13 protein-coding genes and 1 tRNA gene are annotated in these 12,711 nt (G+C 43.8%); 4 read left to right on the top strand and 10 right to left on the bottom strand.

The features are described from left to right. Window positions 1-134: 134 nt before the first annotated feature. The 4 genes from HZC12_09225 to HZC12_09210 all read left to right on the top strand — a co-directional run bounded on the left by HZC12_09225 (window position 135) and on the right by HZC12_09210 (window position 3,017). Window positions 135-1,862 (top strand): ATP-dependent DNA ligase, encoded by a 1,728-nt coding sequence (locus tag HZC12_09225; protein MBI5026882.1) that lies wholly within the window; start codon window positions 135-137, stop codon window positions 1,860-1,862. Between the two features lie 213 nt (window positions 1,863-2,075). Continuing rightward, window positions 2,076-2,312, top strand: a complete 237-nt coding sequence (locus HZC12_09220; protein ID MBI5026881.1) for a DUF433 domain-containing protein — start codon at window positions 2,076-2,078, stop codon at window positions 2,310-2,312. Beyond that, a complete protein-coding gene (locus HZC12_09215) occupies window positions 2,293-2,649 on the top strand; it encodes a DUF5615 family PIN-like protein (protein MBI5026880.1) in 357 nt (118 codons plus the stop codon). The genes HZC12_09220 and HZC12_09215 overlap by 20 nt, the downstream gene beginning before the upstream one ends. A gap of 26 nt (window positions 2,650-2,675) precedes the next feature. Next, window positions 2,676-3,017: an Mth938-like domain-containing protein gene (locus tag HZC12_09210; GenBank protein ID MBI5026879.1), complete on the top strand. Its 342-nt coding sequence runs from the start codon at window positions 2,676-2,678 to the stop codon at window positions 3,015-3,017. A 1-nt stretch (window position 3,018) separates the two neighbouring features. Here the strand turns inward: HZC12_09210 and HZC12_09205 are convergent. The 10 genes from HZC12_09205 to nuoH all read right to left on the bottom strand — a co-directional run bounded on the left by HZC12_09205 (window position 3,019) and on the right by nuoH (window position 12,705). Next, window positions 3,019-3,104 (bottom strand) — tRNA-Leu (locus tag HZC12_09205). Window positions 3,105-3,226: 122 nt separating this feature from the next. Further along, complete coding sequence (locus HZC12_09200) at window positions 3,227-3,556, bottom strand: PilZ domain-containing protein (protein ID MBI5026878.1); 330 nt, start codon at window positions 3,554-3,556, stop codon at window positions 3,227-3,229. Between the two features lie 56 nt (window positions 3,557-3,612). Then, on the bottom strand, window positions 3,613-5,115 hold the full coding sequence (locus HZC12_09195; protein ID MBI5026877.1) for a sensor histidine kinase: 1,503 nt from the start codon (window positions 5,113-5,115) through the stop codon (window positions 3,613-3,615). Between the two features lie 80 nt (window positions 5,116-5,195). Further along, a complete protein-coding gene (locus HZC12_09190) occupies window positions 5,196-6,629 on the bottom strand; it encodes an NADH-quinone oxidoreductase subunit N (GenBank protein MBI5026876.1) in 1,434 nt (477 codons plus the stop codon). A gap of 3 nt (window positions 6,630-6,632) precedes the next feature. Beyond that, window positions 6,633-8,159, bottom strand: coding sequence for an NADH-quinone oxidoreductase subunit M (locus HZC12_09185; GenBank protein ID MBI5026875.1), 1,527 nt, complete (start codon window positions 8,157-8,159; stop codon window positions 6,633-6,635). A 16-nt stretch (window positions 8,160-8,175) separates the two neighbouring features. Further along, the gene (gene nuoL / locus HZC12_09180; GenBank protein MBI5026874.1) at window positions 8,176-10,092 is read right to left on the bottom strand and encodes an NADH-quinone oxidoreductase subunit L; all 1,917 of its coding nucleotides are present in this window, start codon (window positions 10,090-10,092) and stop codon (window positions 8,176-8,178) included. 125 nt (window positions 10,093-10,217) lie between these two features. Next, window positions 10,218-10,520 carry an NADH-quinone oxidoreductase subunit NuoK gene (nuoK, locus tag HZC12_09175; GenBank protein ID MBI5026873.1) on the bottom strand — a complete coding sequence of 101 codons (303 nt, stop codon included), beginning with the start codon at window positions 10,518-10,520 and terminating at the stop codon, window positions 10,218-10,220. A 125-nt stretch (window positions 10,521-10,645) separates the two neighbouring features. Then, window positions 10,646-11,158 carry an NADH-quinone oxidoreductase subunit J gene (locus HZC12_09170; GenBank protein MBI5026872.1) on the bottom strand — a complete coding sequence of 171 codons (513 nt, stop codon included), beginning with the start codon at window positions 11,156-11,158 and terminating at the stop codon, window positions 10,646-10,648. Continuing rightward, a complete protein-coding gene (gene nuoI, locus HZC12_09165; protein MBI5026871.1) occupies window positions 11,159-11,686 on the bottom strand; it encodes an NADH-quinone oxidoreductase subunit NuoI in 528 nt (175 codons plus the stop codon). Window positions 11,687-11,721: 35 nt separating this feature from the next. Then, on the bottom strand, window positions 11,722-12,705 hold the full coding sequence (gene nuoH, locus HZC12_09160; protein MBI5026870.1) for an NADH-quinone oxidoreductase subunit NuoH: 984 nt from the start codon (window positions 12,703-12,705) through the stop codon (window positions 11,722-11,724). Between the last annotated feature and the right edge of the window lie 6 nt (window positions 12,706-12,711).

The raw sequence follows: 12,711 nt of genomic DNA, 5'->3' as shown, positions 1-12,711 counted from the left end.
TTGCGAGGGCAATGCATAAAAAGGGATGGGAGATAATACATATCATTGATAAAGGTAAGATATGGGTGCCGAAACCCTGAGCCCTGCGAAGGGTCTCATTGTAAAGACTACATCAAGTCCTTTATAATATTTCAATGAGATTTTCCAGACTCACAGAATACTTTGAGCGGCTTGAGGCAACCACAAAACGCCTTGAGATGTTCGACATCTTAGCAGAGCTCTTCAGAGAAGCGTCAGCCAAAGACATCGACAGGATTATTTACCTCAGCCAGGGGCAGCTCCTACCGCCTTTTCACGGCCTTGAGATAGGTATGTCAGAAAAACTCTTAATAAGGGCACTGTCTGATGCTACAAATACGCCGACAAAGAAAGTGGAGGACATCTTTAAAAAAACAGGGGACCTCGGCACAGCAGCAGAAGAGCTAATCAGGGAAAAGGGCCAGGGTCTGAAAGTCGAACAGGTATATGAAGAACTCATTGATATCGCACAGACAGCAGGTGCAGGGAGTGTTGAAAAAAAAATAGGGTTTTTAAGCAACCTGTTAAAAGGCGTCTCATCAAAGGAGGCAAAATATATTGCAAGGTTTGTAATAGGCAGGTTGAGGCTTGGCATTGGAGACCCTACTGTGCTTGAAGCCCTTGCCCTCTCAAGGGGAGACAGGGCCATAAGGCCAGAGCTTGAGAGGGCATATAATCTCTGCTCAGATCTGGGACTTGTTGCAAAGACCCTGCTTGAAAAAGGGCTTGGAGGCATTAGAAAGTTTCATGTGCAGGTAGGCTATCCAATCAGGATGGCACTCTGCGAAAGACTTCCATCATCAGAGGAAATAATCACAAAAATAGGAAGGGCTGCAGTCGAAGGCAAATATGACGGCTTCCGCGTGCAGGTGCATAAAGACGGAAATAGGGTAGACCTCTTCTCCCGCAATCTTGAGCGGACGACCCCTATGTTTCCTGAGATCAGCGAGGCAGCAAAGACACACTTCCTCGCAAAAAAGGCTATTTTCGAAGGCGAGGCACTTGCATACAACGATGCAACAGGAGAGTTGTTCCCCTTTCAGATTACAATTCAGAGAAAGAGAAAACACGGTATAGAAGAGCTTTCTAAAGAATACCCGCTCAAGTTTTTTGCCTTTGACCTCCTTTATGCAGACGGTGTTGACTACACAGAGAGGCCATTTATAGAAAGGAGGACCCAGCTTGAAAGGCTTATAAAGAAAGGCGCTGTAATAGAACCATCGGAGATTTTAATCACAGCCGATCCCAGGAAAATCCTCGAATATTTTGAAGGTACAGTTGCCAGGGGGCTTGAAGGGATAGTGGCAAAAAGGCTTGATGCGCCTTATTCAGCAGGGGCCAGAAACTTTAACTGGATAAAATTAAAGAGGAGTTACAGGGGCGAGCTTGCAGATACTATTGATGTTTGCATTGTCGGATATTTCCGGGGAAAAGGCGCAAGGGCAAGGTTCGGGCTCGGGGCACTTCTCGGCGCTGTATATGACGGAAAAACAGACACATTCAAAACAGTAAGCAAGATAGGTTCAGGGTTTACAGAGGACGAAGTCGTAGAGCTTAAAAATATTCTCGATAGGATCTCCCTTTCACATAAACATCCGAGGGTTGATTCTGTAATGGAGGCTGATGTCTGGGTTGAGCCTCGCTATGTAATCACAGTAATGGCCGATGAGATAACCCGCTCTCCTGGCCACACTGCAGGGAAAGACAGGGAGGGCATTGGATATGCCCTAAGATTTCCGAGGGCCGTCGGTTTTTTGAGGGAAGACAAGAAGCCTGAGGATGCAAATACAGTAAAAGAGATCATTGGGATGTTCGAGCAGCAGAAAAAGGTAAAGGTGCAGTAACTCATGCCCTTTTGCCCAAATCCTGAGTGTCCCCATTGGAAAAGAACTGGAAAGCCAGCGGAGTTCTTAGAAGGCACTACTCATTGTTCAGATTGTGGAAGTCCTCTATCGGAAAAAGTCGTATTTGAGGAAAGGATATTATAAAGGATATTATAAGGAAAATGATCCATCAAAGATAATGAAAAGAGTGTTTATTTGTGTTAGACTTAGAGCATGAAAACAGACTGGAAAAAGAGGATAGAGCTGAATCCTGATATTATGGGTGGAAAGCCTGTGATTAAAGGTACACGGGTTCCTGTTGAAGTTATTGTTGGTGGATTGGCAGGTGGCATGACAATTGAAGAGGTGTGCAAAGAATACAGGCTTAAAGCTGAAGATGTAAGGGCAGCCCTATCCTATGCAGCAGAAACACTCTCAGAGGAACACTTGATTGCAGTTTCTCGTAGATGAAAACCTGCCTTTAGGAATTGTTGAACATCTTTTATCTTTAAAACATGATGTCCTTGATGTAGCAGCATCAAACCTAAGAGGCTCTCCAGATACAGTACTCTGGGCAAAGGCTGCCGAAGAAAAAAGAATCATTGTAACAAGAGACCTTGATTATCCTATCATTGGTTTAAAACCATCACCATTCGGAGTAATATTAGTTCGAGTTCCTGCGAACTTTAAGGCATCACAGATCAAAAGTATTTTCAAGGAGTCAATAAAAAATATAAAATTTGAACGACTTAAAAACAAAGTAGCCGTTATAACTCCTGGAAGAATCAGAATTAGCCCTTTGCCATGAAAGAAAAATAGAAGGAAAATATTGAAATGAAGATAGAGCATTATTCCTTTGGAAGGATAGTTATCGAGGGCAGAGAGTATACATCTGATGTGATAATCTATCCCAACAGGGTTGATCCTTCGTGGTGGAGGAAACAAGGGCATTTCCTTCAGGTTGTTGACCTGACCGATGTGATGGATGCAAAACCATCTGTCTTGATAATCGGGACAGGTTATCACGGAGTAATGGAGGTCCCGAAGGAGACTCTTGAATTCCTCAAATCAAAGGGTATCGAAGTCCACACCGAGAAGACAGCAAAAGCAGTTGAGCTTTATAACGAACTATCACAAAAAAGGCCAACCATAGCAGCACTGCACCTGACGTGTTAAATGGTGCCGAAGGCGGGAATCGAACCCGCACGGGTTACCCCACACGCCCCTCAAACGTGCGTGTCTACCAGGTTCCACCACTTCGGCATGATTATAAAATAGAATATAATAATCCCTGCGTATTTTCAAGGGTAGAATCGAATGCTGGGAGCGGATAAAATATATTATTTTACCCTCTGTGTCCCCTGTGGCCAACTCTATTATAGGGGTTAATTAGAAATAGAGTGAACAAAACTTGTATAACTCTGAGGAGGGTCGATTAAATGAATCCCCATACCGCTTTTTGATGTCCTGAAAAGGCCAGACATCGACTTCATTGCCCTCACGACCTTTCCAAAGAGAGAAACTTCTTCTGCATCTGGCAGGTGTAATTTTATCTTGATCACACTACCTGGGACAACTGCCCTGTTGGTTCTGATAAACATGCCTGTCTTTGACAAATCGCTTGTTATTCCAATATGCTCTACCTCAGTCTGGAATCTAACCTCCAGCCTCTTGATTACCCTGCTTGCATTCCTTTTTTCCAGGGCGGGAGTCATAAAAAAAGTTTATAAAAATAATGTGGATTAGTCAAGTAATACTCAATCCTATATTTTTAAACAGACTTGCGGACAGCTACCTCTTGATAAAATGGGCATTGTCTGCAGTCCTTGATCTTCTGAGCGTATATGCCCTGCACCTTTCCTTCTGAAAAGGTTCCAGCCACAGCCCAGCACACCCGCCCAAAGTTAGGGTAGGCGCTACATGTCCTTTCCCTGTCATTTTCAATGCCACATCCCCTGTATTGCCAGCACTTGATTTTTCCCCTGTCCTCCTCCCTCTGGAGCGGAAAATAAAGAGTAAAGGTGCTGCCCTCGTTTAGTTTGCTTCTGACCTTAATCATCCCGCTGTGTTCGTCCATTATTTTTTTGCAGATAGATAGGCCAAGTCCTGTGCCAACACCAATTGCCTTTGTTGAATAAAAGGGCTCAAAAATCAATTTAATATTCTCAGCGGGTATCCCTTTCCCGTTATCGCAGATATCAACGGCAATATAATCGATATCATTTAAAAATTCAATGTAGGTCCGTACAATAAGTGTCCCTTTTCCTGACATGGCATCAAGGGCATTAATGATGAAATTGTACAATGCCTGCTTGACCTGGTCCCTGTCCAGCAGGGCTTTACACTGTGCAGCCCTGTAGTCTTTTTTGACTTCGATGTTCTGTTCCTCAAAAATAGCACTGAACTCCTTCAGAGAGCTATCGACCACATCATCGAGGTGTGCGAGTTCCAGATAAAACCTTGCATCCCGTGAAAATATCAGCACATCCTTTAAGGTCTTCTCGAGCTTGTCAACCTCTGAAACTATCAGTTCAGCATATTCCTTTTCCTTTGTCCCATCGGATGCTATTTTATAGAGACGCCGTGCAAATCCCCCTACGCCGGTCAGAGGATTTCTGATCTCATGGGCAACATCTGCAGTCAATCTTCCAAGGGCAGAGAGTTTTTCAGACTCAACCAGCCTCTGCTGCGTCTTGCTGAGGTCGAATATTGACTTCTCGAGTTCGCAGTGGAGCGACTCTATTTTCGTTTTGTCCGCGCGAAGCTTTTCTGACAGAAAACCGAGAGGCACTGCAATGAGGAATAAAAAGGAGACCCTGAGGGCATAATCGGTCCACTGAATGGCCTCAAAGTCAAAACTCCCGCCTGCGAGATAGACCAGCGATGAGACAGCAGCCAATCCGATTCCACAGGCAAGTCCGTAGTAAAAAGTATTGAGTGCAGTCAGAAGGTAAAATCCGAGATAAAAATTGCTCTCAAACCCGCCTGTATTTTTTACAAGCAGAAATACAAAGAGAAGGTCAAACACAAGGCCGAGAAAATATATCCTTCTTATTTTCTGTGGCTTTAAAAAAATCAGGACATAGATAAAAAAATTATAGAAGAAATAATATATGTAAATGTTGAGAACGGCTGAAAACTCCTGTGGAGGCAATGATGAAAAGACAAGCCACCCGAGTCCTCCAAGGAAGACCGTAACTCGCAGGAGAAAAAACCCGACATCTGTTGATTCCAGATTTTTTCTGGCAAGACTCCACTGCGCCCTTAAATTCAAAGCATCCTCACAAGCCAGCCCTGCTTATCGAAACCTGAATGGATTTAAATAAATTATAACATAGAAAACAACGCAGAGATTCAAATCAGAATTGAGGCCTTTGCCAGGTTCAGGAGAATAGAAGGGAAAACCCCGAGGATAATGGTCATGATGGCTGTAATTGCAAGTGCAAGGCTCATTGAGCCTGATACTGTAAGGGCCACTTCTTCTTTTGGCTCCTTCATGTACATATACATCACGACCCTCAGGTAAAAGTAAGCAGAAATAGCGCTGAATATGACAGCTATCACAACAAGCCATGTATAACCTGCATTTACTGCGCTCAGGAATAAATAGAATTTGCCGATAAAACCTGCGGTCGGAGGTAGCCCTGTAAGGGAGAACATAAATATGAGCATCAATGCCGAGGCAAGCGGGTGCGACTTTGCAAGGCCGAGAAAGTCCTCTATGTTCTCTCCTTTAAAGCCTTCCCTCCTCAGCATTATTACAACAGCAAAGGCACCTGTATTCATAAAGGCGTAAATCATCACATAGCTCATCAGCGCTGACAGCCCCTCGGCATCGCCTGCAATAAGGCCGAGGAGCATATACCCTGCATGGGCAATGGAAGAATATGCAAGCATCCTCTTGATATTTGTCTGAGACAGGGCAATGATATTGCCGACAGCCATTGTAAGAATAGAAATCGGGATGAGCACAGAAACCCAATCAACCTTTATAGGGCCGAGGGCCTCCATAAAGACCCTTGCCATTGCAGCAAAGCCTGCGGCCTTCGGCCCTACTGACATAAAGGCTGTAATCGAGGTAGGTGCACCTTCATATACGTCAGGCGCCCACATATGAAATGGCACAGCAGCGATCTTGAAACCAAAAGCCACGGTAAAAAGAATCATCGATAAGAGAAGCACTGTATTGCCAGAAAGCCCTTTGAGGGTAATATACGTGGCTATTTCTTTTACATTGGTTGTGCCTGTGGTTCCATAAATCATTGATATGCCGTAAAGCAGAAAGGCCGAGGAAAAGGCGCCGAGCAGAAAATACTTAAGGGCTGCCTCATTTGATCTTATCTCGTGCCTTATAAACCCTGCAAGGACATAGGTGGAAATGGCCATCAGCTCAAGGCCGAGATATATAACTATCAGGTCTGTCCCTGAGGCCATAATCATCATGCCGAGTGTTGAAAATAGTATAAGGCTGTAATATTCGCCTAAGTTTGTCCCTTCTATCTTTATATATTTCACAGATATAAGGATTGATAAAAAGGCATTGATGTAAAAAATCAGCTTGAAGAAAGTAGAAAAACCGTCTGAGATAAACATATCTGAAAAGGTCAGGCCAGCCCTGGTTGTGAGAGTGATATAAAAAGTAATTCCGAGACTGATAATGCTCATCAGGGCAACTGTTTCTTTCTTTTTTAATATGAGGTCAGCCATCAGTACAAAAAGGGCAAGGCCACACAATACGATTTCTGGCATTGCAGGGTTGATATCAGGCAAAGGAAAAGGAATCTGCATTCATTACCTCCAGAAGAGTTTTGCCAGGGACACGCCCTCCTGGGCCGTGTTTACCCTCTCAATTAAATGCTGCACAGAGGCATGCGTAAAGCTGAGAAATGCATTCGGATAAACCCCTATCCAGAATACAAGGATGACAAGCGGCAGGAGGGTTGAGATTTCCCTTATGTCCATATCCGAAATACCTATAACCTTTTCGTGCACGCTCATAAAGAAAAGCCTCTGATAAAGCCAGAGCATATAGCCAGCGCCTATAATTATTCCTGTTGCAGCAAGTACACCTGCCCATTTATTCGCAGTAAAGCCACCGAGGATTATGAGGAATTCACCTATGAATCCATTCGTCCCTGGAAGTCCTATTGCAGCAAGTGTAAAGACCATAAAAAATGCAGCATATATCGGCATTGGTGTTGCGAGACCGCCATGGTCACTAATCTGCCTCGAATGTGTCCTGTCATAGATTATTCCAACGCTCAAGAATAGCGCGCCTGTTACAATCCCGTGGTTTATCATCTGTAAGATTCCGCCTTCCATCCCCTGACTGTTGAGGGCAAAAATCCCGAGTGTTACAAAACCCATGTGGCTTACAGAGCTATATGCGATCAGCCTCTTCAGGTCTTTCTGGGCAAGGCATATGACAGCGCCATATATTATAGCTATAACAGAAAGGGTTAACATTGCAGGAGTCATTGCCTTTGAAGCCTCAGGGAATAACGGTATAGAGAACCTGAGAAAACCGTATGCACCCATCTTTATGAGTATAGCCGCAAGGATGACGCTGCCAGCAGTGGGTGCCTCTGTATGTGCATCTGGAAGCCAGGTATGGACAGGAAACATCGGAACCTTTACTGCAAAGGCAGCAAAAAATGCCCAGAAGAGCCAGAACTGTACTTTATAAGGGTATGTCTTTGTCGCCAGTTCAAGGATATCGAATGTCTTGCCTGCATAGAAATAAAGGAATATTATCCCGACAAGCATCAGCACGCTACCAACGAGCGTATAAAGGATGAATTTTATTGTTGCATAAATCCTGTTCGGTCCTCCCCAGACCCCTATAATTAAAAACATGGGTACGAGCATTGCCTCCCAGAATATATAGAAGAGGAAGAAATCAAGGGAGCAGAAGACGCCTGCAATTGCGCCTTCTGTCAATAGAATGGCTATATAGAACTCTTTTACCTTTATCTTTATAGAATGCCATGATATGAGAACGCAGAGGATTGCAGATAGTGTGGTAAGGAGGACAAGGAGGACGCTTATCCCATCAACACCTAAATAATATTTTATATTCCATGCAGGAATCCAATTATATCTTTCGACAAACTGCATCTTATGTGTCGTCTTATCGAAGTTTGTAAACAGGGGGATTGAAAGGATGAATGTTATCACAGTCACTATCAGGGCGGTCCATTTTATAAGTGACTCCTTGTCTCTATTGATAAGGAGAAGCAACAGGACACCGAAAACAGGCATAAATACGATGGTGCTGAGGATTGGATAAGCTAAATTATTCATTATTACCTGTTCCATAATTTTTAATTTTCTCTTACAACAATAACATCACTGCTATTATCAGGAAGACCCCGGCAGCCATTATGATTGCATAATGATGCACAAACCCGGTCTGTATCTTCCTCAATTTCTCACTGAACACACCTATTGATTTAGGGACTCCATTCACTACCCCTTCTATTATCTTTGCATCCGTGAAGCCCTCAAGGACATTATTCGCAATCCAGAATGTAGGCCTCACAATAATGAAACTATAAAATTCGTCCACATAGTATTTGTTATAAAGTGTCCTGTAGATGTTGCTAAACCCCTCTGCAAGCCTTACGGGTATTTCTGTCTTTAAGAGATACCATATTGCAGCAATCACGATCCCGGAAATCGCTATAACTGTCGAAAGGCCCATTATCGCCCATTCTTCGGCATGTGTGCCATGGGCCTCAGGATACCCAAGCACAGGCTTTAAGAACTCAGCAAATTGTGCACCTCCTCCGAGTAGAGGGGGAATCCCGACCCACCCTGCAACAACAGCACCCACTGCCAGTAACATAAGCGGTATTGTCATAACCCCTGGAGACTCGTGAAGGTGATGTTCTTCCTCACGGGTTCCACGGAATTTTCCATGGAATGTAAGGAATATCAGCCTGAATGAGTAAAAAGGTGTAAAAAATGCAACAGCAGTCACAACGACCCATACAAACTTTCCTACACCAGTACCAGAGGCATAGGCAGACCATACTATCTCATCCTTGCTGAAGAACCCTGAAAAACCCGGAACACCTCCAGCGCTTAATGCAGCGATAAACATTGTAATATAGGTAATCGGCAGGTATTTTTTGAAACCACCCATTCTCTGGATATCATTATGGTGGATGGCATGGATGACACTGCCAGCACAGAGGAAGAGAAGTGCCTTGAAGAATGCATGGGTGTAGAGGTGAAAAACCCCTGCAGCATATGCGCCAACACCACAGGCAGCGAACATCATTCCGAGGTGACTTATCGTGGAGTATGCGATTATCCTCTTTATATCATTCTGGACAATGGCGATTGTTGCTGCAAAGAGGGATGTAACTGCCCCAGTAATGGCTACTGTAGACATTGCAACCTCTGAGAGGTTGAATATAGGGCTGCACCTCGCAACCATGAATACACCTGCTGTGACCATTGTTGCAGCATGTATGAGAGCGCTCACAGGCGTCGGGCCTTCCATTGCATCTGGCAGCCATACATGGAGCGGTATCTGGGCTGATTTTCCTACTGCACCGCAGAATAAGAGCAGGGCTATCAATGTAATTAGATCGGCCTCAAGTCCGAGGAAATTTACCTTCTGACCTACAAAATCATTTACTCCGCCGAATACAGGCGCATAATGAAGTGTCCCGAAGAAGAGGAATATCAAAATAACTCCAAGGCCAAAACCAAAATCGCCAAACCTGCATGTTATAAAGGCCTTTTTTCCTGCATCAGAGGCTGATTTCTTCTCAAACCAGTAGCCTATTAAGAAATAAGAGCATAGCCCAACTGCCTCCCAGCCAAAATAGAGCAGAAGGAAGTTATTTGCCATAACGAGCATGAGCATGGAGAAGGTAAAGAGGCTCAGATATGCGAAGAACCTGTAATAGCCCCTGTCGCCGTGCATGTAACCTATCGAGTAGATGTGTATGAGAGAACCCACACCTGTAACAACTATAAGCATTACTGCTGTGAGCTGGTCAATGAGGAAACCGACAGAGACCTTGAACTTATCAGAGACTATCCAGGTGTAAAGGTCTTCGTTTATAGTTTTTCCTGATATGGCATCAGAAAGGGTTATAACCGATACAACAAATGAACCAATCACTGCAAGGCACGAGACCCAATGGGCCCTATCCTTTATGTACTTCCTTCCAAAGAGGATATTTATAACGAATGCTGCAAGCGGTAAAAATGGTATCAATAAATAATTTTCCATGTTCCCTTTCAGCTGTCATTCCGAACGAAGTGAGGAATCTTAAACACTCGGAATAAGATTTCTCCCTTTGGTCGAAATGACAACTTTCTTTGGTCTTTTCTTATAATCTGTGTAATCATCAGTAACTACCATTTCATTATATTTATCTCATCAACATGCGTAGTAGCCTTATTTCTGAAAAGTGCGATTATTATGGCAAGGCCAACTGCGGCCTCTGCAGCAGCCACTACAATAATAAAAAACACGAGTATCTGTCCCCTCACATCATTGAGATAATGGCTGAAGGCCACAAGGTTTATGTTTACCGCATTAAGCATGAGTTCTATGGACATAAACATTATTATTACGTTCTTCCTTGTAAGAAAGCCAAAAATCCCGATAGTGAACACCACCATGCTCAAAATTATATAGCTATTTAATGAAACCACTCTACCAGCTCCGCTGGAATTCAAAATAAATGAATTCCTTTCGCCTCAGCGAATCTTCGATAATTTTGCATTTTGATTTTTGCATTTTGATTTTTCTTTGTAACACTTTGCTCAACTCCCACTCATTACGGTCTTAACTTTTTCTTCGCAAGCACTACCGCTCCTATAATAGCCACAAGCAAAACAACAGATGCTACCTCAAATGGGAACAAATATTCTGTGTATAAGACCTGTCCTATAAGGTTGATATGTCCTGTCTTTTTTACTGCATCTATCGTGTAAATCCCTGAAGGCCCCTTGATTAAAGCCTTTGCAGAAATGCCCAGGACAAGGAGCAGGGCAAGCGCAACTAAAAAACCTAAAGGCCAGAGGTTTACAAAACGGCGGGCCCTCTCCTCTTCTTTCAGGTTGAGGAGCATGATAACAAACAGATACAGGACTAAAATAGCTCCTGCATATATAATAATCTGTATGGCAGCAAGAAACTCTGCATTCAGAAACAGATAAAGGGCCGCTATATGGAAAAATAACAGCAACATCCACAACACGCTGTGCACGGGATTTCTCCTCGTTACAACAAGCAGTGACATTCCCACAATAGCCACTGCAAAGTATCCGAATACAACCTGGGGGAGCATTTATTTTTTCCCTCCTCTGGATTCAATATCTCCACTTATGGGCCGCCAGAAGCGCTTAAAGTATCTTTCTCCTTTCTGGCCGGCCATGTATTTATCCCAGTTTGACAGGAGCTTGTCTTTTGTATAATAAAATGCATCTCTGTTGTAATCAGAATACTCATAATGCTCTGTGAGGGCTATGGCCCCAACAGGGCATGCCTCAACACAAAAGGCGCAGTATACACATCTCAATACCTCTATCTCATAACGGTCAACAACTTTTTTGTGATCCTCTCCCTCGCTTGTATAGATATAGATACACTGTGACGGGCAGTATGCAGCACACAGACAGCAACCTATACATTTTTCTTTGCCGGTCTGAGGGTCCCTCACCAGGGCATGGAGCGCCCTGAACCCAGGAAAAGGAGGACGTTTTTCCTTTGGGTACTGCCTTGTAACAGCACGGGAGAAGAGACGGCTTAAGGTAAGGGCAAGGCCATTGATGATCTCTGTGAAAAAGACCTTCTTAACGAGTTCCTTGACTGTCATTTTAAATTTTTCATTTTTCATTTTAAATTTTGAAATTATATCAACACCTTTGCTAACCCTGTTATCACTATATTGGCTAATGCCAATGGTATGAAGAGTTTCCACCCCAGGCCCATCAACTGGTCATACCTGTATCTTGGAAGCGTTGCCCTTATCCAGAGATAAAAGAATATAAGCGCATAGACCTTTATTAAGAACCAGAGCACAGGGGGCAGGAATGGCCCGTTCCAGCCTCCGAGGAAGCATATCACCACAAGAGAGGACATCAGGAGCATTCCTGCATACTCAGCAGCATAAAACAGTCCAAAGCGCATACCGCTATACTCCACGAAGTAGCCTGCAACAAGCTCGCTCTCTGCCTCAGGCAAATCAAAAGGCGCCCTGTTGGTCTCTGCAACTGCAGCCATAAGGAATACAAAGAAGGCAACAGGCTGGACAAATATAAACATCCCCAGAGGGTACTTTTGCTGAGCATTTACAATATCAACGAGATTAGCAGAGCCTGAAAGTAGCATTATTCCTACAAGGCTCAATCCCATTGCAATCTCATAGCTTATCACCTGGGCCGATGACCTGAGTCCACCGAGAAAAGAGTATTTTGAGTTTGATGCCCAACCAGCTACAATAATGCCATAAGCTCCAACAGAAGACAGGGCAAGTATATAAAGAATCCCGATATTAATATTCGCAATAAAAAAACTATCCCAGAAGGGGATTACTGCAAAGGCAGCGAGGGCTGCTGTCAGAGATATAACTGGCGCGATGTAAAAGACCGGTTTATCAGCATTAGCCGGGATAACATCCTCCTTGAAGAAAAGCTTTATCCCGTCTGCAATGGGCTGAAGAATCCCGTGCGGACCAACCCTCATAGGGCCAAGCCTTACCTGCATATGCCCTATTACCTTACGCTCAACATAACTAAGGTAGAGCGCATTAAACATGGCAAAGGCAAAGACAATAGCTATTTTTATGAGCATGAGGATTACCTTTATTGTTAAACCTGTTATCCCGTCTATCATCTTTAT

This window comes from Nitrospirota bacterium (genome assembly GCA_016214385.1).
GTDB lineage: Bacteria > Nitrospirota > Thermodesulfovibrionia > UBA6902 > JACROP01 > JACROP01.
Note: the sequence above shows the minus strand (reverse complement) of the source record. Positions and strands in the feature narration are given on the sequence as shown.